This window comes from Parazoarcus sp. PS-13 R2A, assembly GCF_057621855.1.
Window position 1 is genome coordinate 77,476 of record NZ_JBYEXN010000015.1, and the last position, 24,697, is coordinate 102,172.

Below are 24,697 nucleotides of genomic sequence, written 5' to 3' on the forward strand. Positions count from 1 at the left end.
CTCAGCCCGCCTCGCCAAAGACCCCGCCACGTACCAGGGTGGCAATGACAAAATGTTGCTGCGCCAGCGGCGGCACCTGGTCCTTGATGATCCAGTTGTCGAGCAGGTTGTAGAAGTCGAGTTTCTGCTTGGGTTGGCGGTAGGCCTTGCCCTGGGTTGTGACGGACCCATAGGGCTCGACCGCGATCGGACCCATTTCGTCGGCGTCTTCGTACCAGGTGTCGATGGTGCGCAGAGCATTGCCAATCTTCTGCGAGTGGATGCCGGCGATGTCGTTGACGTGGTAGAGCGTCTTGCTCTTGTCGCCACGGCCCCGGTCGAGGATGAGCTCCTGCGACGGGAAGACTTCCTGTCCGGCGCCGATGCGGACGAAGGCCGTAACTTGCAGCAGCACGTGTTGCTGTCCGGCCAGACCGTCGGTGATCAGGCGGGCGAGGCCGTTCAGCGCGTCAGTGGCTTCGGCGGGGGCGTCAAAGCTCCGCAGCGGGAGCGCCAGGGCGTCGAAGGTCCAGGTCTCCTGTGGTGCACCGCTCACCAGATGGGCGATCCGCACTTCCACCTGCTCGGCTCCGATGCGGTTGCGCCACAGGAAGCGGCCGTTGGCGAGGTTGAAGGCGTAGCGCCGGCCGAGTTCGCCGAAGCCCTGCGTATCTGCGTAGCCGCGCACGGTGTCGAGCAGCTTGTTCAGGTAGTCCGCGTCATTGCACGCGGACGGTTTGCCGGTGCCACCGAGGACGCGCAGCGTGAACACCACCTTCAAGGTGTCGGCGCTACTGGGCAGCGCGGCGACGTCGACTGTCTGCAGGTTGGGGTTCTCGATTGCGGCGTCGAGCTTTGCAGGGTCCTGATCCTTGGTCTTCAGCCGGTTGGAGATGGTGCCACGCACGGATTTCTCGCGGATCGACACGGCCTGCCAGTCGTTGGCAATGTCGCGTTGATCCCAGTTGCCGGCGTAGAACAGGGCGTCGGAAGGATCGAGTTTGCGTTCGAAGGCGAGTACGGAAGCGGTCTTGAGCGTCATGGTCTGGATTCCTTTCAATTGAGGTTCGGTGGTTCAGGCAGATTGCCGGGATGTGAAGTCGTTGTGGCAGCGGTACAGGCCGGCAGCTGGGTCGGTGCTGGCGTACCAAAGGAGTTGCTCGGCGTTGTCCAGCCGGTGCGGGCTGATCCACTGGCCAATGGAGTACAGGCTTTCGACGAAACGGAAGGGCGTGTCGCGGTCGCGTGCGCTTTGTACTTCGCCCGCTAGCAACAGCTCGGACAGCGCGCCGAAGCCGACCGGGATCGGTACGATCCAGCCGGGACGCGGCTCGGGCTTCCATTCGACCTTTGCGGCAGCACTGGACGTGGGACTCGATGCGGGATCGGGCCGAACCGGCCGCCAGTTGAAGCGCGACAGATCGAGCAGGGCATCCAGCGCGGTCGTCTCCGGTGCGGTTTCGCGCAGTTGATCGAGGCGTGCGTGCAGCAGATCGTCCCGGCACACCAGCGCGAAGCCCGGCAGCCAGCGGCGGCGCAGATGGCGGAAGCGGCGGCGAACGTCCTCGGCATCGTCGCCGAAGCGCAGGAGTGCCGGGCGACTGCGCCAGTCGCGGTCAGGGAGCACACTGCCGCCCGCGATGCGCATGGCGGCCAGCTCGTGAGCGGCGGTCTGGGCGATGGTGTCATGCGCTTGTTCATCGAGCTCGACGAAGCCACCGCTGACGCCGAAGATCAGCGTGATCTCCATGTGCATGCGGCCTTCCTCGACGATGGCCGCGCTACCACCGTCCTTGTCCACAGGGTTGCGCGTCAGGCGAAAGGCCTTCACATAGCCGCCCTCGGTGATCTGCTCGTCGAAGTCATGGCAGATCACGCCGACGCTGTCGAAGGCAAGCGGCAAATCGTGCGCTTCCAGCTTACGGGCAAGCGCCCACATCAGGCCGAAGAAGGCGGTCATCGCAGGGAAGCCGTGGGTCAGCGGACTGGAGATGGCGTTGGCGCTTTGCACGCGCACGCGCGGCAGGATCAGCAGGCCGTCGCTATGGGGCAAGTTGTTCATTGCATGGCCTCCCTAACCGGAATGTAGGTCGGCGCATTGCCCTGAACCCGCGGCGTGTGCAACCTGCCTGCCCATGCCGTGTGGAGCAGCAACTCGTCGCGCCAGTGGCGGCCTTCGATATCGCCCAATGGCAAGCTCTGCCCGAGTTCGTGGTTCAGCCAGTTACCAAAGCGGCGTCCGATTTCGACGGGCCAGTCCATGCGGTGCCAGGCTGCCGAAAATTCCGTGTCAGTCTCGTCGTCGGTTTCTGCGCGCCCGGGATCCAGCCAGAGCCGTTCAGCTTCGACGAGCCGGCAATCTGTATCGCGCGTCCAGCCAGCGGGCAGGGCGGCTTGCAGGGGATGGGCGAAGTCGACCAGTTCGTCGATCAGTCGGTCGAGCAGGGCATCGCGGCGGTTGCGGGTTTCCATGGTGGGGCGCGGGTCACTCTTCAGGAAGTCACGCAGAATGCGCACGGTGTTTCGCACCTCTGCAATCTTTCCGAGTCGTGGAAATACCGTGTCGACGAACAGCGGCGCTTTCAACGCATGCGTCTTCCACTTTGGCGGACGCGAAGACAGCAGGTAGTTGTTGCCTCCGCGTTCGCTATTCAACTGGCTGATGTTCTGCGGCTTGGTGCCGCCAAATTTCTGTACGGCGAGATCGGGGTACTCGCGATAGCCTGTGTCGTGGTCGCGTTGTGCGTAGCGCGCCTGTCGCGCGAGCTTGCCGGCCTCGCCGAAGCGGTCCTCGTTGATGGTCTGGAAGACCGAGTGGGCCAGCGCGCTCGAATAAAGGGGGGCGAGCAGGTGATACTGAGCGTTGTCCGCAGGGTCTTTACCCGCCAGCCAGTAGAGCTGCTTGGCCAGGGTGTGCGAACTTGGCGTGGCGCTACGAGGAGCAGTGATGCCGGTGAAAGCGGTCAGCCATTCGCCTGCCTGGTCGGCGTCGTCGCTGAGTGCTGCGATCAGATCAGCGTCGCCTTCCTGCATCCAGGCGAGCAAGGGGCGGCCTTCGACTGGCAGTTTCAGCAGCTTGAAAACGTCGAGCGCGGCTGCGTTGCCCACCACGTCGCTGCTAAAGTTCTGTCCCAGAACGTGGCTGCCGACTTCCCGGTGCGCAGGCAACTCGCGGGGTTCGCGGAATAGGTTGGTGCCGCGGGCGTCTGGGTGGATGGGTTTGAGGGTGTGGGTGACGATCTGGATCTGCGCCACGCGCCTCGCGGCGTCGGCGAGCCAGGTCTCGCGAGCGTGCTGGGCAGTCAGTTCGTCACGTTTCGGGTCGCCGGGCGGCAGCTTGTCCAGCTTTGCGACGAGGCGCTCCTTTAGGAAGTGCTCGATGGCATTGCGGAAAGCGACCCGGCGTTCGGTGGGTGAGGTCATCACGCGTTTCCCGTATCAGTGAGATAGATGCTCGAATGTGATTGCATTCCATTCCTCCCCTTGTTCAAATGTTGTGGCTTACTCAGTTCAAAGGTGAACCATGAAACCGTCGGACGCACTTCGGCATCGCGAGCAGTCGGTCCGCGATACAGCCGCACGTTTCCATGTGCGTAATCCGCGAGTGTTTGGTTCCGTTCTGCATGGAACGGACAAGGACGGCAGTGACCTTGATCTTCTGGTTGATCCGCAGCCTGGAACGACCCTGTTCGACCTTGGGGGGCTGCAGGTGGAGCTTGAAGACATGCTGGGCGTAAGCGTTGATGTGGTTACGCCTGGCGATTTGCCCGCCCGGATTCGTGCGCAAGTGATTGGCGAAGCTCGCCCCCTATGAACAACACGGCGCGTCTCACGCTCTGGATCGAGCAAATGCGCGAAGCTGCGGGCAATGCATGCAGTTACATTGACGGGCTCGACTTTGAGGCCTTTGAACATGACAAGCGAACCCAGCAGGCGGTGGTTCTGAATCTGCTGTTGATTGGCGAAGTGGCGTCGCGAATCACCGAGAGCACACCGGACTTCTCTGCAGCGCACCCGGAGATTCCGTGGGCAGCGATGCGGGGTATGCGCAACCGGATTGCCCACGGTTACTTCGAACTCGATATCAAGGTTGTATGGGATACGGTCCATGACGCCGTTCCTGAACTTGCAGGAAAATTGCCGAGACTCTTGCAGTCGGCCGGGGAATTTGACGCTCAATGAGCGCTTGCAGGGTGGCGTTGCAGCCATCAGCGATTCCTCGTGAAACCCAACGCAGGATGAAACCGCCAGCCGTGTGGGTGCGTGGGTAGTGTCACAGTGCCATAGCGTTCGGCACATGTTTCCAGCGTCATGTCTCGTTCTTCGGCCAGCGCGACCAGTTCCGTCATGTAGTCGGTCACGCCCCAGGGGGTGATGCGCGTGCCGGTAAGCTGCTCATCGTCAATGCGACAGTTCATGCTGTCCTCGATCTTCACGTACAGCTTGCGATAGCGGTCCTGGCCGGGCGCGACACGGAAGAGCGCGTAGTCCTCATCGTCTTCGTTCGGTAGCAGGATGACGTCCACTTTTGGTAGCGGGTCATGGCGGAAGGGTTGCTGCTGGGGTAGAACTGCCGTCAGTGAAACGCCGGATCGAAGCCAATGGGTGGTGGCATTGATCGGCGGAACCGGGCGGGCACCCTTGCGCCGCTGATAGTCGCTGAGTTCGGCCTCGCCGGTTTGCGGGCGCATCTGAAACTGTATGCGAGCGTGTTCGAGGTCCACCAGTCTCGCCGTCGGCAGTAGCGCTTCATCCGGTTTGGGCAAGATTCTCGGGCGGGCGTCGATGATGTCGCGGTGTTCGGCCTCAAGCAGGTCCGTGAGCCAATGGGACTGTAGCTTGAAGCGGGGTTCCGGGGTCTCGAATCCGGGTTTGCAGTAGGCCGGCTCGCCCGGGTGTTCGAAGTGGCGCAGGTTGCTCTCGAGCACCATCATGTTCGGTGCCGCCACCGTGCCGGGGCGATGTCGGCGGACGCGGCCGGCGAGCTGGATCAGTGAGCGCATTGACGATGGCTCGACCACGGCCCAGTCGTAATCGTGGTCACGTCCGACTTCAGTGACCGGGCTACCGAGCACGATGAAGAGATGGTCGGTTTCCGGGTTGGTGTCGAGCCGGCTTCGGATTTCCGGTAACGCAAAGACGGCGTCGGGAGTGCGGCGGTTGAGTGCGGCGTCCAGGCGGTGTTCGATTGCCGAGCGGATCAGCAGTGGATACTGCGAGTGATAGGTGCACAGGTGAATCCGGATGTTGTCCGGTGCGCCAAGCGTGTAGAGGGCGAGTGCAACGTCGATCAGCGGGTCGATATTAGCGATTCGGACCAGCCCGAAGCTGACCCGTTTGCCCGACTGAGAATCAATGGAGTGGTGCGTGGCGTGCAGGCTTAGCGCCGCCTCGCGCATGGTTGCGGCCAGTGTTGGACGCAGCGCGTCGCGCGGCTTGCCCGCGAGCGGAAGCTGCAGGAGTTCGGCGCGTCTCCTTGCCGCTTCTTTGGCGAGACGTGCATGGCGACGCCGGGCGAAATCAAGTTGCTGCGCGGCGAATACATTGCTGTCGGTACAGGTGTGATGCGTCTGGTCGAACTCGTCTACCCACATGCAACACACCTCCGGCATGGCGCCGGGTCGTTCTCCTCGATTGCGCTGAAACCAGCGCCGTCCGTCGAGATAGGCCTCGAACAGGCCTTGCACCAGCGCCGGCGGCAGGGTCGCAGAAGACAGCAGCACGCGGCTACCGAGCAGGCCGGCCCAATGCACCAGGCGGTCGAGAGCAGGCAGGTCGTCGATGTCGAAGTCGTCGGGTTCGTCCAGCACCAGATCGCCGCTCATCAGGCGCAACATTGGCGCGATCTGGCCGCCGCCGCGCTGGCTTTCGGTCGCTGGGGTCAGGTGGTCGATGGTGCAGACGAGCAGCGGTGCGGCGAGCAGGGCTTGGATGCGCGGGTCGTGGGACAAGCGCTGCAGTAACGGATGTGCCGTGTTGCCCTCATAGACTACGCCCGCGTCTTCTGGCAGCAAGGACTGGGAGGAAGCCGATCCGCTTTGCTCGGCGAGCTGTTCGTAATGTTCGAACAGCTCGCGGTTGGCTGCACCACCAACCCGAATTGCCAGCGCTTCGTCCGATAGCTGGAGTTCGTCGCGGAAGGCGCGGCCGGTCTGTAGCGTGAGGGCGCGCAGGCCAAGGGCGAAGGCGCAGCGCATTCCGTGGGACGGGTCGGCCAATGCGTTCATGATTCGTGCGTTGGCAAGCGTCTTGCCGCAGCCGGTGGAGGCCATGTTGACGATGAACGCGCCGTGTCGGAAAGCGGACTCGCGCATTGCCTCGGCCAGGTCGGCTGCACGATCCTGCCAGCGGAAGCGGGCATCGGCGCTGCGCCTGCGCAAACCCTTGTGACGGACCAGTCGGGGAAGGTGATGCTCGAATCCGGGCAGCGCGTGTGCGACCATGCCGGCGTGCCTGGCGACGCCGAGCAGATGTTCGTCAAGGGTCTGGTTGAACGTGCCGGTTTTGCGGTCGGTGTTTGCGAATAGCGGATAGCCCGGATTGAGGTCGCTGCGTGCTGCGAGGTCGGTGAGGCTGGAGTAATGGTGATCCGCCAGCATCAGGCTGAGTCGGCCGAGATGCATCACATAGGGGTCGTCCAGGCAGTCGCGAACATCCGCGCTTTGCCCGATTGCCAGCAGTCGGCTTGCCACACGTGAAGCCCGTTTGCGCCAGGCATCGGTCGTGACAGGTAGACCGTGCGGAAACTTCCAATAGGCTTGGGTCGCGTCCTTGTTTGCGCCATCTGCAAGTTCGTTCCAGTTCGCATCCACCTTTTCCAGGAGGCTGTCCAGTTGGGCGGCGTTCAGATCGGCTACGCGCGCACCCAGCCACTTCCACTTGCCGTTGTTGTCCCTGGTCGGCATGACCGGCAGGCGGTGATGGGTCAGTACCAGCCAAGCGACGACCTTTGCCAGTGGTGGAAGAACGGCAAATGGCTTGCTGTTCTGCGCAGCGGCATCGAGTCCGTCGCGGAGCACGCGCGTGGTCCAGCTTTGGTCGTCGTCCGCCGACGGCGCAATGAGCCGTTCCAGCCATTCGGCGTCTGAACTATCGCCTACGAAAGCCTGAAACAGGCGCAGCGATACCCATTCGTGGCGATAGAGGTTGCGCTCGACCGGCCCTTTCGCAGTCAGTCGTTGCTGAAAAGCGAGGCACGCCTTTCCCAGATCGTGCAAGAGTGCAGCGAGCGAGGTGAGCAAGTGGATGCGGGTGAGGCTGTGCCAGTCGTTCTCCGATTCCGCCCGCAGCACGTTGCGCCGCGTCATGTTGGTCGGCGTTGCCCCTTGCTCGTTGAACTGTCGTGCATCACCGACAATCCACAGCAACTCGCTGTGGTCCTTTCCGCGGATCCAGTGGCAGGCGACGGCCGTGTTCTTGCGCGCAGTCTTGCGGAGTAACCGGTGGAGGGTTTCCAGGCCTGCCTGCGTGATGGGTGTCTGCCAGGTTCGCTCGCCGCGACGCTCGGCGAACTGATCAAGAACGCGCCGGGTTTCAGTGAGTGCATTCTTGCTGCACTGGGAAACAAGTAGCACGTTCATTTGGAGGCACTACCGATGCTGGTGGCAATGGCCTTGAGCGAGTCGATCATGAAGTCGAGCGACTCGGTCTGAACGAGCGCTTCGATGCAGCTCTCCCGGAATTCCTGTTCGCTGTCTCCGCGCATTGCAGAGACGAATGCCTGGGGCAGGATGACCGCGTCTTTGACGAGGTCTGCGGCGTCGAACACCAGCCCGCCTCGGCGCGTCTTTCCGTGAAGCACTGCAAGGCCATGAGGGAGACCGAGCACCCAGGTTGCCGTGGCGCCCAGGCCATAGGCCAAATAGTTGCCGTGGTCGAGGAATCGGTTGGCCGGGTCGCCCCCGCTGCCACCCTTTGCGCGGGTAAAGTCTCCATAGTTGCTTGCGTCGCAAGCGAGTTTGAACAGCTTCTTGGTGAGGCGAGCCTCTTCCGTAAGTAGCGCGGTATTGTCTGGCGCACGGTCTATCTCGCGGAGTGATGCTTCGAGCGCATTCGTGAGGCGTTCTGCCGGAATGATGAAATCCGCCTCGGCCAGGCGGCGGTTGTTTGTCCAGTGCGCCGCAATGCGAGCGAGTCTTGCCCGCTGAATGGCCTTGGCAGCGTCGAGGCGGAGTCGATCATCAAACCAGAAACCCACCCAGTGCTGAAGGTATTCCGTTGGGCGGTATTCGCTTTGAGGGGAGAACCACGCAACCTCAAAGTCGACTTCATTGGCACTGAACAGCGGGGTGCCTCCACTACCGCAGAAACCAACCATGACGCCAGCCTTGGCCAGTTCGCGCATGGCGGCTTGAGTCACCGAGGTGCCGGTGCCGAGCAGAATGGTCGTTGTGTTGGCAATCGGAATGTTCCAGTAAAGAGACTGCTTTCCTTCGTCGGTAACGTATTCAACCCGCCCGCCATTGACCAGAACCCGGCAATGCTCGAGGTAGTAGAGGTTGGCTCGTTTCGAGTGCAGGATGGTCTTCAGGTCTGAAGGCGTTAGAACTTGCATTCTTCAGTCTCCGGGTTGATCAAGACTGGCGATATCTTGTACATACTCAGGCTCATGGAGTGAGCCAGAGGGCGGCTCTTCTGCGGCTGCGATCATTGCCGCGATCTCTGTGCGGACCTGCGCCCGCAGCCCCTCCGGCCCCAGCACCTCGCAGTGCCGCCCGTGCTTGAGCACATCCATCATCAGCTCCCGATGATCGGCATACGGCACTTCCAGCACGTAGCGTCCGTCCGCTTCAAACGTGCCGCGCTGGTCTGGGTGCCAGTGTTCGCTCGCGACCCACCTTGAGCGTTCCGCGCTGAAGCGCAGTCGCGCCCATTGCAGCTGGTCGCCGGCGAAGATGCCGTAGCCGGGGCCGAGCACGGTGTCGAGGGTCTTGCTGGGGATGTCGTCGGCTGCGCGGTCGAGCAGGTTGACGCTGCGAATGCTGTCCACAGCGAAATTGCGCAGGGCGCCGCGCAGGTGGCACCAGGCGTCGAGGTACCAGTTCTCGCGGTAATGAACGAGCCGCTGCGGCGAGATCTCGCGTTCGTTCTCTTCGTCCTTGCCGCGGGCGTAGTAGCGGATGCGCAGACGCTTGCGGCGGAGCAGGGCGGCGCCGATGTTTTCGAAGTGGGCGAGCTTCATGCTGCGCTTGCCGATGCCGACGATGAGCACGCGGCGGCGGATTTCGTCGGCGGGGTTGTCGGCGGCGCCGAGCAGTTTGTTGAGGCGTTCGATGAGCGGGGCGACGTGGGGGGCGAGCAGGCCGCCGGGGTCGAGGTTGGCGAGCAGGTGCTGCATGGTGAGCAGCGCGTGGATCTCCTTGTCGCTGAACCACATGCCGGGGAGCTCGAACTGAGCGCCGGTGGTCTGGGTGGGGTCGATCCGGTAGGCGGCGTGCTCGTGGTCGAACACGATCGGGGTGTTCATGTTGTTGCGCAGGAAGGCGAGGTCGCGCTTAAGGGTGGCGAGCGACACCTCCAGCGTTTCGAGCAGCATGGCCCGGGATACCAGGCGCCGTTCCGAGAACAGGCGTCGAATGCTCACGATGCGGTCGGTCTGGCTCACGGTGGTTCTCTTGATGTAATCGCAGAATCATAACCAAGATGGGTTGTGCTACCAATTTGGAATTATCGGCCACGTGCGCGCGGTGGGTGTCGGACGCTGTTGGGTGTGTGTCGTGAAATTTGCTATTGGCGAACGTATTGACCATTAACAAATCATCAACTACGATGCACCCATCCACCCAATCAGGAGACGACAACAATGAACACCAAGGTTTTTGCTTCCCAGGCTGACCTCGAAGTGAAGCAGGTCAGTTTCGACAAGCTGTCCGAGAATGCCTACGCCTATACCGCCGAGGGTGATCCGAACACCGGCATCATCATCGGTGACGATTCGGTGATGATCATCGACGCGACCGCGACTCCGGTGATGGCTCAGGAGGTGATCGCCAAGGTGCGCGAACTCACCGACAAGCCGATCAAGTACGTGGTGCTCACCCACTATCACGCGGTACGTGTGCTGGGCGCTTCGGGCTACAAGAACGAAGGCCTGGAGCAGATCATTGCCAGCCAGGACACCTACGACCTGATCGTTGAGCGTGGCCAGCAGGACATGGATTCGGAGATCGGGCGTTTCCCGCGCCTGTTCAACGCGGTCGAGAGCGTGCCCGGCCTGACCTGGCCGACGATGACCTTCCAGGGCGAAATGACGCTGTGGATGGGCAAGCTCGAGGTGAAGATCAAGCAGGTTGGTCGTGGTCACACCAAGGGCGACACCATTGTCTATCTGCCGTCGCAGAACATCTGCTTCTCCGGCGATCTGGTCGAGGCCGATGCCGCCTGTTATACCGGCGACGCCTACCTGGCCGACTGGCCACAGACGCTGGACAACCTCGCTGCGATGAACTTCGACAAGCTGGTGCCGGGCCGTGGCCCCGCGCTGCTCAGCCCGCAGCGTGTGCAGGAAGGCCTGGCCTACACCCGCGATTTCGTCTCGACGCTGTATCGCAGCGCGCAGGAAGCGGTGGCGAAGGGTCTGGATCTGAAGGGCACGATGGCGCATGCACGGGCCAACATGGATCCGAAGTTCGGCCAGGTCTTCATCTACGAGCATTGCCTGCCCTTCGACGTGACCCGCGCGCATGACGAAGCCAGCGGCATTCGTGATCCGCGCATCTGGACCGCCGAGCGCGACCAGCAGATGTGGCACGCGCTGCAGGAGTGATGCTTTGCCGGGCGTGAGCTGCGCCCGCAAGCTCGTACTACAACAGAGTATCGACAGCATCCGGCGACACGCCCCGCAGATGGGCGGCGCCGCGTCTCATTGACAGACCTGGAGGAGACAGCCGTGCCAAGCACGTTCTCATACCCGAAATTCGACTATCGACGTCCGCCCGAGATCAGCGAGGGGCGCGACGGGCACTATCCGGTTGTTGTGGTCGGCGCCGGTCCGGTTGGCCTGACGACCGCCATCGACCTCGCGCAGCAGGGCTGCGACGTGTTGCTGCTGGATAACGACGACACCGTGTCTTTCGGCTCGCGCGGGGTGTGCTATGCCAAGCGCGCGCTCGAAGTGCTCGACCGCCTCGGTTGCGGCGAAGAGATGGTGCAGAAGGGGGTGTCGTGGAACGTGGGCCGCACCTTCTTCCGCGAAGAGGAAGTGTTCAACTTCAACCTGTGCCCGCAGCCGGACCACCACCGCCCGGGCATGATCAACCTGCAGCAGTACTACCTCGAGGATTACCTGGTCAGGCGCGCTCAGCAGTTGCCCAATCTCGAGATGCGCTTCAAGAACACCGTGATTGCGCTGACGCAGGACGAGGGCAAGGCCTCGCTGCGGGTGGAAACGCCCGATGGCGCCTACACCCTGAGTACCGACTGGCTGGTGGTCGCTGACGGCGCACGCAGCCCGATCCGCACGATGATGGGGCTGGACATCGACGGCAAGATCTTCATGGACCGCTTCCTGATCGCGGACGTGGTGATGAAGGCCGAGTATCCCGCCGAGCGCTGGTTCTGGTTCGACCCGCCGTTTCACCCCAACCAGTCGGTGCTGCTGCACCGCCAGGCTGACAACGTGTGGCGCATCGACTTCCAGCTCGGCTGGCAGGCCGACCCGGAAGAAGAGAAAAAGCCCGAGAACGTCATCCCGCGCATCAAGGCGATGCTCGGTGACGAGCGCGAGTTCGAACTGGAATGGGTCAGCGTGTATACCTTCCAGTGCCGACGCATGAACCGCTTCAACCACGGGCGCGTGCTCTTCGTCGGCGATGCGGCGCACCAGGTGTCGCCCTTCGGAGCGCGTGGCGCCAACTCCGGCATTCAGGATGCGGACAACCTGGCGTGGAAGCTCAAACTGGTGATGGATGGCAAGGCACCGCCCGATCTGCTCGACACCTACAGCGACGAGCGTGTATTCGCCGCCGACGAGAACCTGATGAACTCGACGCGCTCGACCGACTTCATCACCCCCAAGAGCGCCGTCAGCAAGACCTTCCGCAACGCGGTGCTGGGTCTGGCCGAGCACTATCCGTTTGCGCGTGCGCTGGTCAATTCGGGGCGTCTGTCGGTGCCGAGCTTCTATACGGAATCGCGGCTAAATACCCCGGACAGTGACGAGTTTGCCGGCGACATGGTGCCGGGCGCATCGATGGACGACGCACCGATCGAGACCGCAGGCGGCGCGCAGTGGTTGCTCGGGGTGCTCGGTAACGGCTTCAAGCTGCTGCATTACGTGCCGGATGCGTCCGCGCTGGATGCTGCAACGGTGCAGGCGCTTGCTGCACTGGTAGATGCACCGATTGCGGTCGAGGCCCTTGTGGTGGCCGAGCGCGGCACGGCACCGGCAGGGCTGAAAACCCTGATCGACACCAAGGGGCGTATCCGCGAACGTTACGACCTCAGCCCCGGTGCGAGCATTCTGGCCCGTCCCGATCAACACGTGGCCGCGCGCTGGCGCGCCCTCGATGTGGCGAAAGTGCGCGCAGCCGTCGCCAAAGCAAGCTGCAACGCCTGAAGGAGCAGACCATGGCCCTGAATACACAAAGCAATCTGCACGAACCCGGCAAACGCTACTTCCGTGCCTTCTCACCTGGCGACGACTTCTACGAAGCCCTGATCGAAACCCACCGCGACCTCACCGACGAACAGAGCGCCGCAGTCAACGCCCGCCTGATCCTGTTGCTGTCGAATCACATCGGCGACATATCGGTGCTGCGCGAGGCGATGAAGATCGCCCGCGAAGGCGTCTGAGCCACACGCAAGCAGGAGACATCCATCATGATCAAGAAGATTCACCACGTCGCTTACCGCTGCAAGGACGCACTCGAAACCGCGCGCTGGTACGAGAAGAACCTCGACATGAAGCTGGTGCTGTCGATTGCCGAGGACGCCGTGCCCTCCACTGGCGAGGCCGACCCCTACATGCACATCTTCATGGATGCGGGCATGGGCAACGTGCTGGCCTTTTTCGAGCTGCCCACGCGGGCGCCGATGGGACGCGACGAGAACACTCCGGCCTGGACCCAGCATCTGGCGATGGAGGTTGAGTCGATGGAGGTGCTGATGGCGGCCAAGGCGCGGCTCGAAGCGGCGGGGATCGAGGTCATCGGCCCCACCGATCACGCCCTGTTCCAGTCGATCTATTTCTTCGATCCGAACGGCCACCGCCTTGAGCTGGCGTGCAACACTGGCAGCCCGAAGATGCTCGAAGCGCTCGACAAGGTAAAGTGGGACATGCTCGAAGAATGGGCAAAGACCAAGAAGGCGCCCAAGCACGCCGCATGGATGCATGACGGCCGTCACAAGGAGATGTTCAATTGAAGCTCGCTACCCTCAAGCATGGCGGCCGTGACGGCACGCTCGTCGTTGTCAGCCGCGACCTGAGCATCTGCCAGACCGTGGGCGGTATCGCCAAAACCCTGCAGGCGGCGCTTGATGACTGGGATAACGTGGTGGCCGAGCTCGAGCTCGTCTACGACATGCTCAACGCCGGCCATGCGCGCCACGCGATCCCCTTCGACCCGGTGCACTGCCATTCGCCGCTGCCGCGCGCCTATCAGTGGGCCGACGGGTCGGCTTACATCAACCACGTCGAACTGGTGCGCAAGGCGCGCAACTCCGAAGTGCCGGCGTCCTTCTACACCGATCCGCTGATGTACCAGGGCGGCTCGGACAGCTTCATCGGCCCGCGCGACAAGGTGGTGGCAGATGAAAGCTGGGGCATCGACTTCGAGGCTGAAGTGACCGTGGTGACCGGCGACGTGCCGATGGGCGCGAGCCCAGAGGTGGCGGGAAAGGCCATCCGGCTGCTGATGCTGGTCAATGACGTATCGTTGCGCAACCTGATCCCCAACGAGCTGGCGAAGGGATTCGGCTTCTTCCAGAGCAAGCCGTCAAGCGCCTTCAGCCCGGTAGCGGTCACGCCGGACGAGCTCGGTGTGGCGTGGCGCGATGCCAAGGTGCATCTGCCGCTGGTGGTCGACCTCAACGAGAAACGCTTCGGTCATCCGAACGCGGGCATCGACATGACATTCAGCCTGGCGCAACTGGTGGCGCATGCCGCCAAGACACGTCAGCTGGAGGCCGGTACCATCGTCGGCTCCGGCACGGTGTCCAACAAGCAGGGCAACCTGTGGGGCTCGTCGGTCGAGAATGGCGGCGTTGGATATTGCTGCCTGGCAGAAGTGCGGACTTATGAAACCATCGAGCAGGGCAAGGCGGTGACGCCCTTCATGCGCGCCGGTGACAGGGTTCGCATCGAGATGTTCGACGGCGACGGGCGCAGCATCTTCGGTGCCATCGAGAACACGGTCGCGACGCCAGCCGGCTGAGCGCTCGTCAGCAGCATCCACCCGCCGACGCGGGCGGCGTACGACCCAGGCTTATAAGAAAGAACGGAGACACGCATGAAGACCCGACATTTCGTGAACGCAGCGTTTGGCGCTGCACTTGCGCTGGGCGCCACGCTGGCCGGTGCGCAGGAGATCACGCTCAAGGTGGCGCACTTCTGGCCGTCGGCGGCCCTGTCGCAGCAAAAGGTGTTGCTGCCCTGGTGCGAGAAGATCGCCAAGGAGTCCGCGAACCGGCTCAAATGTCAGATCTATCCCTCGATGCAGCTTGGCGGCACGCCGCCGCAGCTGATCCAGCAGGCGACCGATGGCGTGGCCGACATCGTGTGGACCCTGCCCGGCTATACCGCGGGGCGGTTCCCGTCGGTCGAGGCGTTCGAGCTCCCCTTCATGTCGCGTTCGGCCGAGTCGACCAGCCGTGCGCTTTGGGAATACGTCGAGACCTACGGCAAGAAGGATTTTGCGCGGGTCAAGCCGCTGGCCTTTCACGTGCATGACAACGGCTACGTGCATGGCAACAGGCAGATCAGCACGATGGCCGACTTCAACGGGCTGAAGATGCGCGCGCCCACCCGGCTTACCAACAAGATGCTGGCCGCTTTCGGTGCCGCGCCCGTCGCAATGCCGCTGCCCGCGGTTACCGAGTCGATGTCCAAGGGCGTGATCGACGGCTACGTCCTGCCGTGGGAGGTGATTCCCACGATGAAGCTGCAGGAGCTCACGAAGTATCACACCGAAACCGATCCTGCCGAACCGGCCCTGTACACGGCGGTGTTTGTCATCGCGATGAACAAGGCAAAGTACGACAGTCTGCCGGCGGACCTGAAGAAGGTGATCGACAATAACGCCGGTGCTGATTTCTCGGCCCAGATCGGTCGCGTGTGGGATGAGTCCGCGCCGGCTGCACGTCAGCAGGCGGTTGATCACGGTAACGTGTTCAACACCATTCCAGCGTCGGAGCTGGCGTCGTGGCGCAAGGAAGGCGACAAGCTGGCGGCAGAGTGGGTCGATGAGATGAACGGCAAGGGTTACCCCGGGCAGGCCATGCTCGACAGCGCGAAGAGCCTGATCGAGAAGTACAAGCGCTGATCCGGGCTAGGCCCCGGTCGCCGCGTGCTGCACGGGCGTAACCGCCCTCAGCACAGGGCCCGGTCTTGAACCGGCCGGGTCATGCTGCGTATGCTCGGGGTGGCGCGTTGCCTGGTTAACACAGGAGACACCATGAAGCTCTATACCTACTTCCGCAGTTCGGCGGCCTATCGCGTGCGTATTGCCCTCAATCTCAAGGGGCTGGACTACGAGTCGATACCCGTCCACCTGACCCGCACCGGCGGCGAGCACAGGCAGGAAGACTATCTGGCGGTCAATCCCGCAGCCCTGGTGCCCGCGCTCGTGGAAGGGGGCCGGGTGATGACCCAGTCGATGGCGATCATCGAGTACCTGGATGAAACCCACCCCGAGCCGGCGCTGCTGCCCGGGACGCCAGTCGACCGCGCCCGTATCCGCGCGATTGCGCAGGCCATTGCCTGCGACATTCATCCGCTCAACAACCTGCGCGTGCTGCAGTACCTCGGGCGCGACCTGGGCGCGAGTGACGAGCAGAAGAGCGCGTGGTATCGGCACTGGATCGAACTGGGGCTTACCGCGGTCGAAGCAATGCTCGCGGTCGACGAGCGTACCGGTGCGTTCTGCCATGGGGACACGCCCACGCTGGCAGATTGCTGTCTGGTGCCGCAGGTGTTCAATGCGCGTCGCTTCAATTGCCGGATGGACGCGCTGCCGGTAATCAGCCGCATTGCCGAACGCTGCGAAGACCTCGAAGCCTTCCGCCTCGCGGCGCCGGGGAATCAGTCCGACGCCGAGTGAGGTGCAGCCGGGGCCGTGACTGCCCCGTCGTATTCAGCCCGCGCCCGAGATATTGCCCAGGCGGCCGGAAATCTCGCGGGCGCAGGCACGCACCTTGGTGGCGGTGCTGCCGTTCCAGTCGGTGTCGAAGGCGCCTGCGGGGCCCATCGCGGTAATGGCCAGCGAAAGTGCGCCGCTGTTGTCGAACACCGGGGCGCAGAAGGCGTTGATGCCCGGGATCGGGTGGCCGAGGGCGCGTGCGATGCCATGTTTGCGCACATCGCTCAGGATCTCGTCGATATGACGCTTTGACATCTTGAGCGCCGGCTGTTCGCCCGCAGCAAGTTGCGACAGCTCTTCGTCCACCAGCGGGCGGGTGATGCGATCGGGCAGGAAGGCGGCAAAGACGCGGCCGGTGGCCGTGAGCATCAGCGGCGTCATCACGGTGCCCGGACGCATGTTGATATGGATCGGGCGGTGGCACTCTTCGATGCGGATGATGGTGGGGCCACGATTGCCCCATACCGCGATCGCCACGTTGAGCTGGATGTCATCGGCCAGCTTGGCGATTTCGGGCATCGCCGCCTTGAGCGGGTCGAGCGCGTGCAGTGCGGTCAGGCCCATCTGCAGGGAGAACGGCCCCAGGCCGTAGCGGCCGGTGACGGGATCCTGTTCGATGAGTCCGAGCTTGCCGAAGCTCACCAGGTAGGGGTGGGCCTTTGCCGGCGGCATGCCGGCCTCGCGCGCAAGGTCCTTGAGCATCATCGGGGTGCCGTTTCGCACCAGCGCCTGCAGCAAGGTGCCGCCGACCTCGATCGACTGGATGCCGCGACGGTCGACGCGCTCCGCCGACCGGCCTTCGGTGCCGCCGTGATGAGGTTCCGGTGTGCTCGGGCCGGGTTTGTCGTTTGTCAGCATTTGCTCTCCTGCATGGCGCAAATGGTAGCATTTTCAAAGCAGTTGATCGTCGTTTGTAGGGTTCGACATGACGTGTGAGGGGGCGTGTCCGGGCTGCGAACGATTTCCGCGGGCTGCTGCCTCAGATCTAGGTGAAGCCATGGGCGAACGCCCGAATCGGGAGGTTGAAGATGGCTGGAAAACGATGTGTGTCCGGCGTGAGCGGGTGGCTGAGAAGCGGGCTGCTGTCGATGGTGCTGTTGCTGGTGGTCGGCATGACCCAGGCAGCGAGCCCGGTACGGGTCACGGTAGTGGCAAGCGGGCTTGAGACGCCCTGGTCTCTGGCCTTTCTGCCGGATGGCCGCATGCTGGTGACCGAGCGCCCGGGGCGCATGCGCATCGTGTCGCCACACGGCACGGTGTCTGCGCCGATCGCGGGCGTGCCCGATGTGCACTCGCGCGGACAGGGCGGCCTGCTTGATGTTGTGCTCAGTCCGGCGTTTGCAACGGACCGCACGATCTTCTTCTCCTTTGCACAGCCCACGCGGGACGGGGCACGCACCGCCGTGGCGCGTGCAGTGCTGGACAGCGATGCGCTGAAGCTGAGTGAAGTGAAGATCATCTTTGCACAGAACGAGTCCCCGTCGGGCGGCCACCACTGGGGCTCACGACTGGTTTTCGGGCGCGACGGCAATCTCTTCGTCACGCTGGGCGACCGCTACAGTTTCCGTGACCGTGCGCAGGATCTGGACAGTCACATGGGGAAAATTGTGCGCATCCGGCCCGATGGTTCGGTGCCGCCGGACAATCCCTTTGTCGGCAATGCGGGGGTGCTGCCGGAGATCTGGTCCTATGGCCATCGCAACGTTCAGGGTGCCGCGCTGCATCCGCTGACCGGCACGCTCTGGGCGCATGAGCACGGACCGCAGGGGGGCGACGAGATCAACGAGATTCTGCCCGGGCGCAACTACGGCTGGCCGGTGATTACCTATGGCCGGGAGTATGTCATCGGTACGCGCATCGGCGAGGGCACGGAGCGGGCCGATGTCGAGCCGCCTCGCCACCAGTGGACGCCCTCGATTGCGCCATCGGGCATGAGCTTCTACACCGGCAACGTCTATCCGGGATGGCAGGGCAACCTGTTCGTGGGGGCGCTCAAGTTCCGCCTGCTGGCGCGAATGAGCGAGGAGGGCGGCAAGGTGCGCGAGGCCGAACGGCTGCTGGAGGATGTCGGACGCCGTATCCGGGATGTTCGTCAGGGGCCGGACGGCAAGTTGTGGCTGCTGGAGGAAACCGAGGGTTCGGTGCTGAGGCTTGATCCGGGCTGATCGATGCGTGCTGCGCGCTCGGCCATGGCTTGAATCCGAAGGGCTTCATGGTGCCCGCTGGATGAATCGTGGACTGGCATGGATGGTGCTAGACTCGAACCATTCTGATTACCGGTGCCCACGCAATGAGCCTGCTCGACAACCTGCGCAATCTGTTCAAGGCGCCTCCCGCGCCGGTTCGGCCCTACCGCGGGCTGCGTGAAGGCTCGGTTCAATGCATCGGTCCGCATGGCCTGCATCGCATGGCTTACACGGAGTGGGGCGACCGCGACAACCCGCGGGTCGTGATCTGTGCGCACGGCCTGACGCGAAACGGGCGCGACTTCGATGATCTCGCGATCGCGCTCTCGGACGAGTACCGCGTGATCTGCCCGGATGTCGTAGGGCGCGGTCGCAGTGACTGGCTCGGGGTCAAGTCGGACTACGGCTTTCCGCTCTATGTGGCCGACATGATCACGCTCATCGCCCGGCTCAATGTCGAGAAGGTGCATTGGGTGGGAACCTCGATGGGGGGCATTATCGGCATGCTGATCGCCGCTCAGCCGCATTCGCCGATCAGCCGGCTCGTGCTCAATGATGTGGGCCCGGTGATCACCGCGGTGTCCCTGCGCCGGATCGGACCCTATGTGGGCACCGCACCGGTCTTTCCGTCGATGGAGGCCGCCGAGGCCTACGTGCGTGAGGTCAGCGCCCCATTTGGGCCGCTGACGGATGCGCAGTGGCGCCACCTGACTCAATACACCGTGAGACCGGTCGCCGATGGATTTGCAATGATCTATGACCCGGGCATCGGCGAAGCTTTCCGCCAGCTTCCGATCGTGATGGACATCGACATGTGGGACACCTACGAGCGGGTCCGCTGCCCGACGCTGGCCCTGCGCGGGGCCGAGTCCGATCTGCTGGAACACGAAACCCTCGAGGCCATGGCAGTTCGCGGTCCCAAGGCAAGGATCGTTGAATTTGAAGGCATCGGCCATGCACCGATGCTGATGGACCCGGCGCAGATTTCGGTCGTGCGCGAATTCCTGCTTCAGGCCTGAGGGCCCGAAGCAGGGTTTGTCCGCTCAGTCTCCCGATTTTTCCTCGGGGATGAAGCGGATCGATGCTGAATTAATGCAGTAGCGCAGGCCGGTCGGCTGAGGGCCGTCCTCGAAGACATGCCCGAGGTGGGCGCCGCACTGATGGCACAGCACTTCGGTCCTGCGCATGAAATGGCTGTTGTCCTCTGCAGACTCGACGTTTTCCGCTTCGGCTGCAGTCCAGAAGCTGGGCCAGCCGCAGCCGGCATCGAACTTGTGCTCGGAAGCAAAAAGCGGTGCGTCGCAGCACACGCAGTGATACTCGCCCTTGTCCCAGGTGTTCCAGTATTCCCCGGTGAAGGCGCGTTCCGTGCCTTTCTCGCGCGCGACGTGGTACTGGATGGACGTCAGCAGTTCGCGCCAGGCGGCGTCGGATTTCTCGATTGTTCGACTCATGTCTGTCTCCTGTGCGCGCCCCGCTCAGTGCAGGTGGCGCGGCACGTGTTCGGTCTGCTCTTCGGGCATCTCGGCGTGCATGATCTCGCCTTCGGGCGAGGGGTACATCGGGGCGCCACAGTCCTCGCAGTATTCCAGCGGGAAACGGTGGTCGAGGTAACGCACCTCGCCGACGCCGCATTCGCGCAGCACGGCTTCGATTTCAGCGGGCACATCGATGGTTTCATCCTCTGCACCAAGCAGGGGCCATACGACGCCATGCAGCACGTCTTCGCGGCCGTGCATGGTGAAGCCGATGCGGTATTCCTCGATCTCTTCGTCACGGAACGGCGCAATCACCGCCAGCAGCTTGGGGGCAGGGGCGTCGAGCGCGGCACCAAGGAAGGCGACCGATGCGCGGATGGAGTAGGGCCTGCTGGCCTTGTCGGCCGCCCGGCAGGCGCTGAAGTAGGCTTCGGGCAGCACGAGTTCGAGGACGCAGCCCGGCATCAGCGGGGCGAGGCAGGCACCGCCCTGGCTGCGCCACTGGGTGAGCGCCTGTTCGCGACTGCCATCCTGCTCCTGCCAGCGGAACAGGGCTTCGCCCTTGCGCACGGCAACCGCAGCAAGCAGGTAACGTGTGTCGGACAGAAACTGCGATGTTTCCGGCATGCCGGCCGTGTCGATGTGAAAGTCCTGCCCGCTGATGGCGGCACGCCCGGCCAGTCCTGCAAAGCCGGCCGTTGAGCAGTAGCCCTGCGGCAACTGGTCGGGGCTGAAGAGGAAGTCGGCAATCGCCAGTTGCGTATCCGAGGCAAGCACGTGCGCCTGCAGGTGCACCCGCAGGTTTGCCAGCGTCGACGCGGACAGTGACGTGGCGGGGATGCTGAACCGCGACCATGCCAGGATGGGCGCTGCGATGAGCAGGATGTCGTGCTCCGGGGCGACGCCTGCAGCCGACTCCGAGCGCGATTCGATGTGGTCAGCAAGTTCGTCGTAGCCCGGGCTTTCGCTCCCGAACAGGCGGTCGAGGGCGCTGTTCAGCGTATCTTCGTCGTCGTTGCTCAGGATGGTGTCGATAGCACTCGTCAGCCGCTCCTCCCAGTAGTGGTCCTCAACCCGGCAGCCGGATTCGGCAAGGCCTGTGGAGAGCCAGACAAGTTGTTCAGCAAGGCGGCCAATGCCGCCGCGGCGCTTGATGCGCGGTCTTTTCATCTCATGTCCTGTGTGGCAATGATGTGTTCGGATGAGCTCTTGAACACTTTGAGCCATTCTAGCGTAGCCGGTTCAGTATGCCGGTTTGTTGAGGCGGACGGTCTGCAGGATGGTTGCCGAGATTTCCTCGATGGACTTGGTCGTGGAGTCGAGCCAGCGGATGTTCTCGCGGCGCATCAGTTTTTGCGCTGCGTCAATTTCGTAGGTGCAGTTGTCGTGCGACGCATAGCGACTGTTGGGCCGGCGCTCCTGGCGGATCTGCGACAGGCGTTCGGGTGCGATGGTGAGTCCGAACAGCTTGCTGCGATAGCGATGAAGCTCGCCGGGGAGCTTGTTGCGCTCGAAATCTTCCGGAATAAGCGGATAATTGGCAGCCTTCACGCCGAACTGCATGGCGAGGTAAAGGCTGGTGGGTGTTTTTCCCGAGCGGGAGACACCAACCAGGATGACATCGGCTTCGGCCAGTTCGCCGTCGGACGAGACGCCGTCGTCGTGGGCCATCGCGAAGTTGATCGCCTCGATGCGGTTCTTGTAGTCGTTGCTGTCCGCAATGCCGTGAAAGCGGCCGACGGCGTGGGTCGAGCGCTGCCCGAGTTCCGACTCGAGCGGGCCGATGAAGCGGTCGAAGAGCTCCAGAAACAGGGCGTCGGCCTTGTGCAGGGCTTCGACCGTCTTGGGGTTGACCAAGGTGCTGAACACGATTGGCCGCGTGCCGTCGGTAACAAATGCGTCTCGAATCTGGCTTGCACATTCAATCGCTTTGTCGAGATCATCGACAAATGGGATCCGGACCTGGCGAAAACGGGCGTCCGGGAACTGTGCCAGCAGGCTGTGTCCCAGTGTTTCCGCGGTGATGCCGGTGCCGTCGGAGATGAAAAAAACTGTCCGGTTCGGAAGGTTGCTCATGTGCGATGGCTCTTTCTGATGTGTCAAATTGTGATTAGGGCATACCCTGCCGTGCGGCAGAGCACAATTTTTCTGTAAAATCGCATTTTGCTGTCACTTCATGGAATCCGGAAGCCACTCATGAGCCGTTACGTCATTCCCTTCGTAGAACTTCGCATGACCGATGTCGACAAGGTCGGCGGAAAGAACGCCTCGCTCGGCGAGATGATCAGCCAGCTGCCTTCGAGCGTTCGCGTTCCAGGTGGTTTTGCCACCACCGCCGACGCCTATCGCGAGTTCCTTGCTCACAACGGGTTGGCTGACCGGATCAATGCCGCACTTGATGCCCTCAACGTCGACGACGTCGATGCGCTGGTCAAGGTCGGTGCCGAGATTCGTCAGTGGATCGTCGATACCCCGTTCCCGGCTCAGCTCGAATCCGAGATCAAGGCGGCTTACGAGAAGATTACCTCTGAAGGTGAGGGCAGCTTTGCCGTTCGCTCTTCGGCGACCGCGGAAGACCTGCCCGACGCATCCTTTGCCGGTCAGCAGGAAACCTTCCTCAACATTCATGGCTACGAGAACATCCTGCACGCCATGAAGGAAGTGTTTGCTTCCCTGTACAACGACCGCGCGATCGCCTATCGCGTTCATAAGGATTTTGCACACGCCGACGTTGCGCTGTCGGCTGGCGTGCAGCGCATGGTGCGTTCGGATACCGGTGCTTCCGGCGTCATGTTCACCATCGATACCGAGTCCGGCTTCAAGGACGTGGTTTTCATCACGTCATCCTACGGCCTGGGCGAGACTGTCGTCCAGGGTGCGGTGAACCCAGACGAGTTCTACGTACACAAGCCCATGCTGGCACTGGGCCGTCCGGCTGTGGTTCGCCGCAACCTCGGTTCCAAGCTCATCCAGATGGTGTTCGCGGACAAGAAGGAAGCCGGCAAGTCGGTGCGCACGATCGATGTGCCCGAGGCCGATCGCAACCGCTTCTCGCTGACCGACGAAGACGTGCTCGAACTCGCGCGCTACGCAGTGGTCATCGAAAAGCACTACGGCCGCCCGATGGATATCGAGTGGGGCAAGGACGGCGTCGACGGCAAGCTGTACATCCTCCAGGCACGCCCCGAGACGGTGAAGAGCCAGTCCTCCGGCCACGTGATGGAAAAGTACCGCCTCAAGCAGTACGGCAAGGCACTGACCCATGGCCGCGCCATCGGTCAGAAGATCGGCGCCGGCACCGTGCGCGTGGTCAAGGATGCGTCCGAAATGAACCGCGTCCAGGCTGGCGACATCCTGGTGACGGACATGACCGATCCCAACTGGGAGCCGGTGATGAAGCGCGCCAGCGCCATCGTCACCAACCGTGGCGGTCGTACCTGCCACGCTGCGATCATCGCGCGTGAGCTCGGCATTCCGGCCATCGTGGGTTGTGGCAACGCCACCGACATCCTTTCCGAAGGCGACTCGGTGACCGTGTCCTGCGCCGAAGGCGATACCGGCTACGTGTACCGTGGCAAGCTCGAATTCGAGGTCATCACCACCGACATGGGCAATCTGCCCGAGATCCCGGTGAAGATCATGATGAACGTGGGCAACCCCGAACTCGCCTTCGAGTTCGCGCAGATCCCCAACGGCGGTGTCGGTCTGGCCCGTCTCGAGTTCGTCATCAACAACATGATCGGCATTCACCCGAAGGCCATTCTCGAACTGGGCCAGGTGCCGGCCAGTCTGCGCGACGAGATCAATCGCCGTTCGCGCGGCTACGCCACGCCGAAGCAGTTCTTCATCGAGAAGCTGGTCGAAGGTGTGGCCACGATTGCTGCGGCTTTCTATCCGAAGCCCGTGATCGTGCGCATGTCCGACTTCAAGTCGAACGAGTACCGCAAGCTGCTGGGTGGCGACATCTACGAGCCGGAAGAAGAAAACCCGATGCTGGGCTTCCGCGGTGCGTCGCGCTACATCGCGCACTCCTTCCGTGACTGCTTCGAGATGGAATGCGCCGCAATGCGCAAGGTTCGCAACGAGCTTGGTCTGACCAACGTCCAGATCATGATTCCGTTCGTGCGCAACCTCGAAGAGGCTTCGGGCGTGGTGGATCTGCTCGCCGAGCATGGTCTGAAGCGTGGCGTGAACGATCTCAAGCTCATCATGATGTGCGAGATCCCGTCCAACGCGCTGCTGGCTGACAAGTTCCTTGAGTTCTTCGACGGCTTCTCGATCGGCTCCAACGACCTGACCCAGCTCACCCTGGGCCTGGACCGCGACTCCGGTCTGGTGGCGCATGCCTTCGACGAGCGCGACGAAGCAGTGAAGGCGCTGCTGTCGATGGCGATCCAGTCGGCCAATCGTCTCGACAAGTACGTCGGCATCTGCGGTCAGGGCCCTTCGGACCACGCCGACTTTGCCGAGTGGCTCATGGATGAAGGCATTCAGACCATTTCGCTGAACCCGGACACCGTGGTCTCGACCTGGCTGAGCCTGTCGACGCACGCTTCCAAGTAAAGCGTACTTCGGCATCAAGGCACAACGGCGACTCAGGTCGTCGTTGTGCGTTTACGGCTGCCAGAATCTGCAGTGCTTTCCTTATCCGAACTTAGTGATAGACTCCTGCTGTTTTGTGTTTGACCAAATCAGTTGTGCGGGGATGTAACCGCCACTGCGGTCGGCACACCCCACTATCAGGCCGCACGCCGGGATT

Annotated in this window: 22 protein-coding genes; 12 read left to right on the top strand and 10 right to left on the bottom strand. The window is 62.8% G+C overall.

Annotation, left to right across the window (positions count from 1 at the left end):
- Position 1: 1 nt before the first annotated feature.
- The 3 genes from csy3 to csy1 are packed head-to-tail and all read right to left on the bottom strand — an operon-like array spanning position 2 to position 3,402.
- Positions 2-1,021, bottom strand: coding sequence for a type I-F CRISPR-associated protein Csy3 (gene csy3, locus AC22G6_RS14605; protein WP_487367355.1), 1,020 nt, complete (start codon positions 1,019-1,021; stop codon positions 2-4).
- Positions 1,022-1,054: 33 nt separating this feature from the next.
- A complete protein-coding gene (gene csy2 / locus AC22G6_RS14610) occupies positions 1,055-2,041 on the bottom strand; it encodes a type I-F CRISPR-associated protein Csy2 (protein ID WP_487367356.1) in 987 nt (328 codons plus the stop codon).
- Positions 2,038-3,402 (bottom strand): type I-F CRISPR-associated protein Csy1, encoded by a 1,365-nt coding sequence (gene csy1 / locus AC22G6_RS14615; protein WP_487367357.1) that lies wholly within the window; start codon positions 3,400-3,402, stop codon positions 2,038-2,040. Before csy1 ends, csy2 begins: the two co-directional genes overlap by 4 nt.
- A gap of 100 nt (positions 3,403-3,502) precedes the next feature.
- Between csy1 and AC22G6_RS14620 the strand changes: the two genes are divergently transcribed.
- Positions 3,503-3,793 (top strand): nucleotidyltransferase family protein, encoded by a 291-nt coding sequence (locus AC22G6_RS14620; RefSeq protein ID WP_108975554.1) that lies wholly within the window; start codon positions 3,503-3,505, stop codon positions 3,791-3,793.
- Positions 3,790-4,161, top strand: coding sequence for a HepT-like ribonuclease domain-containing protein (locus AC22G6_RS14625; RefSeq protein WP_108975552.1), 372 nt, complete (start codon positions 3,790-3,792; stop codon positions 4,159-4,161). The genes AC22G6_RS14620 and AC22G6_RS14625 overlap by 4 nt, the downstream gene beginning before the upstream one ends.
- A 26-nt stretch (positions 4,162-4,187) precedes the next feature.
- On the opposite strand, the gene cas3f is transcribed toward AC22G6_RS14625, so the two are convergent.
- From cas3f to AC22G6_RS14640, 3 genes are read right to left on the bottom strand one after another with little or no spacing between them, the layout of a single operon-like run.
- Positions 4,188-7,559: a type I-F CRISPR-associated helicase Cas3f gene (cas3f, locus tag AC22G6_RS14630; protein WP_487367358.1), complete on the bottom strand. Its 3,372-nt coding sequence runs from the start codon at positions 7,557-7,559 to the stop codon at positions 4,188-4,190.
- Complete coding sequence (cas1f, locus tag AC22G6_RS14635; protein WP_487367359.1) at positions 7,556-8,533, bottom strand: type I-F CRISPR-associated endonuclease Cas1f; 978 nt, start codon at positions 8,531-8,533, stop codon at positions 7,556-7,558. The genes cas3f and cas1f overlap by 4 nt, the downstream gene beginning before the upstream one ends.
- A gap of 3 nt (positions 8,534-8,536) precedes the next feature.
- A complete protein-coding gene (locus AC22G6_RS14640; RefSeq protein WP_487367360.1) occupies positions 8,537-9,583 on the bottom strand; it encodes a helix-turn-helix transcriptional regulator in 1,047 nt (348 codons plus the stop codon).
- 198 nt (positions 9,584-9,781) lie between these two features.
- On the opposite strand from AC22G6_RS14640, the gene AC22G6_RS14645 reads away from it, so the two are divergent.
- The 7 genes from AC22G6_RS14645 (at position 9,782) to maiA (ending at position 16,235) form a co-directional block, all read left to right on the top strand.
- Entirely contained in the window at positions 9,782-10,744 is a 963-nt protein-coding gene (locus AC22G6_RS14645; protein ID WP_108948603.1) for an MBL fold metallo-hydrolase, read from the top strand.
- A 123-nt stretch (positions 10,745-10,867) separates the two neighbouring features.
- Entirely contained in the window at positions 10,868-12,535 is a 1,668-nt protein-coding gene (locus tag AC22G6_RS14650) for an FAD-dependent oxidoreductase (protein ID WP_487367361.1), read from the top strand.
- A gap of 11 nt (positions 12,536-12,546) precedes the next feature.
- Positions 12,547-12,771, top strand: coding sequence for a DUF2783 domain-containing protein (locus AC22G6_RS14655; protein WP_108948601.1), 225 nt, complete (start codon positions 12,547-12,549; stop codon positions 12,769-12,771).
- Positions 12,772-12,798: 27 nt separating this feature from the next.
- Positions 12,799-13,341, top strand: coding sequence for a VOC family protein (locus AC22G6_RS14660; protein WP_487367362.1), 543 nt, complete (start codon positions 12,799-12,801; stop codon positions 13,339-13,341).
- Positions 13,338-14,351, top strand: a complete 1,014-nt coding sequence (locus tag AC22G6_RS14665) for a fumarylacetoacetate hydrolase family protein (protein ID WP_487367363.1) — start codon at positions 13,338-13,340, stop codon at positions 14,349-14,351. Before AC22G6_RS14660 ends, AC22G6_RS14665 begins: the two co-directional genes overlap by 4 nt.
- A gap of 75 nt (positions 14,352-14,426) precedes the next feature.
- The gene (locus tag AC22G6_RS14670) at positions 14,427-15,458 is read left to right on the top strand and encodes a TRAP transporter substrate-binding protein (protein WP_487367364.1); all 1,032 of its coding nucleotides are present in this window, start codon (positions 14,427-14,429) and stop codon (positions 15,456-15,458) included.
- A gap of 132 nt (positions 15,459-15,590) precedes the next feature.
- Entirely contained in the window at positions 15,591-16,235 is a 645-nt protein-coding gene (maiA, locus tag AC22G6_RS14675; RefSeq protein WP_487367365.1) for a maleylacetoacetate isomerase, read from the top strand.
- Positions 16,236-16,268: 33 nt separating this feature from the next.
- Here the strand turns inward: maiA and AC22G6_RS14680 are convergent, their stop codons facing one another.
- Complete coding sequence (locus tag AC22G6_RS14680) at positions 16,269-17,132, bottom strand: IclR family transcriptional regulator (protein WP_487367366.1); 864 nt, start codon at positions 17,130-17,132, stop codon at positions 16,269-16,271.
- 230 nt (positions 17,133-17,362) lie between these two features.
- On the opposite strand from AC22G6_RS14680, the gene AC22G6_RS14685 reads away from it, so the two are divergent.
- Both AC22G6_RS14685 and AC22G6_RS14690 read left to right on the top strand, forming a co-directional pair.
- Positions 17,363-18,439, top strand: coding sequence for a PQQ-dependent sugar dehydrogenase (locus AC22G6_RS14685; RefSeq protein WP_487367390.1), 1,077 nt, complete (start codon positions 17,363-17,365; stop codon positions 18,437-18,439).
- 125 nt (positions 18,440-18,564) lie between these two features.
- Positions 18,565-19,479, top strand: a complete 915-nt coding sequence (locus AC22G6_RS14690) for an alpha/beta fold hydrolase (RefSeq protein WP_487367367.1) — start codon at positions 18,565-18,567, stop codon at positions 19,477-19,479.
- A gap of 24 nt (positions 19,480-19,503) precedes the next feature.
- Here AC22G6_RS14690 and msrB read toward each other — a convergent pair whose 3' ends face one another.
- The 3 genes from msrB to ppsR form a co-directional block, all read right to left on the bottom strand.
- On the bottom strand, positions 19,504-19,914 hold the full coding sequence (msrB, locus tag AC22G6_RS14695; protein WP_487367368.1) for a peptide-methionine (R)-S-oxide reductase MsrB: 411 nt from the start codon (positions 19,912-19,914) through the stop codon (positions 19,504-19,506).
- 24 nt (positions 19,915-19,938) lie between these two features.
- A complete protein-coding gene (locus tag AC22G6_RS14700; RefSeq protein ID WP_487367369.1) occupies positions 19,939-21,108 on the bottom strand; it encodes a DUF2863 family protein in 1,170 nt (389 codons plus the stop codon).
- Positions 21,109-21,180: 72 nt separating this feature from the next.
- Positions 21,181-22,014, bottom strand: coding sequence for a posphoenolpyruvate synthetase regulatory kinase/phosphorylase PpsR (gene ppsR, locus AC22G6_RS14705; protein ID WP_487367370.1), 834 nt, complete (start codon positions 22,012-22,014; stop codon positions 21,181-21,183).
- Between the two features lie 120 nt (positions 22,015-22,134).
- Here ppsR and ppsA point away from each other — a divergent pair, with 120 nt between their 5' ends.
- Positions 22,135-24,501, top strand: a complete 2,367-nt coding sequence (gene ppsA, locus AC22G6_RS14710) for a phosphoenolpyruvate synthase (protein WP_487367371.1) — start codon at positions 22,135-22,137, stop codon at positions 24,499-24,501.
- Positions 24,502-24,697 lie beyond the last annotated feature (196 nt).

Bases quoted from the DNA above. Each gene is read 5' to 3' on its own strand.
- csy3 (WP_487367355.1), bottom strand. From the start codon at position 1,021: ATGACGCTCAAGACCGCTTCCGTACTCGCCTTCGAACGCAAACTCGAT.
- AC22G6_RS14645 (WP_108948603.1), top strand. From the start codon at position 9,782: ATGAACACCAAGGTTTTTGCTTCCCAGGCTGACCTCGAAGTGAAGCAG.
- cas3f (WP_487367358.1), bottom strand. From the start codon at position 7,559: ATGAACGTGCTACTTGTTTCCCAGTGCAGCAAGAATGCACTCACTGAA.
- csy1 (WP_487367357.1), bottom strand. From the start codon at position 3,402: ATGACCTCACCCACCGAACGCCGGGTCGCTTTCCGCAATGCCATCGAG.
- AC22G6_RS14655 (WP_108948601.1), top strand. From the start codon at position 12,547: ATGGCCCTGAATACACAAAGCAATCTGCACGAACCCGGCAAACGCTAC.
- AC22G6_RS14660 (WP_487367362.1), top strand. From the start codon at position 12,799: ATGATCAAGAAGATTCACCACGTCGCTTACCGCTGCAAGGACGCACTC.
- AC22G6_RS14670 (WP_487367364.1), top strand. From the start codon at position 14,427: ATGAAGACCCGACATTTCGTGAACGCAGCGTTTGGCGCTGCACTTGCG.
- ppsR (WP_487367370.1), bottom strand. From the start codon at position 22,014: ATGAGCAACCTTCCGAACCGGACAGTTTTTTTCATCTCCGACGGCACC.
- csy2 (WP_487367356.1), bottom strand. From the start codon at position 2,041: ATGAACAACTTGCCCCATAGCGACGGCCTGCTGATCCTGCCGCGCGTG.
- AC22G6_RS14620 (WP_108975554.1), top strand. From the start codon at position 3,503: ATGAAACCGTCGGACGCACTTCGGCATCGCGAGCAGTCGGTCCGCGAT.
- ppsA (WP_487367371.1), top strand. From the start codon at position 22,135: ATGAGCCGTTACGTCATTCCCTTCGTAGAACTTCGCATGACCGATGTC.
- AC22G6_RS14690 (WP_487367367.1), top strand. From the start codon at position 18,565: ATGAGCCTGCTCGACAACCTGCGCAATCTGTTCAAGGCGCCTCCCGCG.
- AC22G6_RS14625 (WP_108975552.1), top strand. From the start codon at position 3,790: ATGAACAACACGGCGCGTCTCACGCTCTGGATCGAGCAAATGCGCGAA.
- cas1f (WP_487367359.1), bottom strand. From the start codon at position 8,533: ATGCAAGTTCTAACGCCTTCAGACCTGAAGACCATCCTGCACTCGAAA.
- maiA (WP_487367365.1), top strand. From the start codon at position 15,591: ATGAAGCTCTATACCTACTTCCGCAGTTCGGCGGCCTATCGCGTGCGT.
- AC22G6_RS14685 (WP_487367390.1), top strand. From the start codon at position 17,363: ATGGTGCTGTTGCTGGTGGTCGGCATGACCCAGGCAGCGAGCCCGGTA.
- AC22G6_RS14700 (WP_487367369.1), bottom strand. From the start codon at position 21,108: ATGAAAAGACCGCGCATCAAGCGCCGCGGCGGCATTGGCCGCCTTGCT.
- AC22G6_RS14680 (WP_487367366.1), bottom strand. From the start codon at position 17,132: ATGCTGACAAACGACAAACCCGGCCCGAGCACACCGGAACCTCATCAC.
- msrB (WP_487367368.1), bottom strand. From the start codon at position 19,914: ATGAGTCGAACAATCGAGAAATCCGACGCCGCCTGGCGCGAACTGCTG.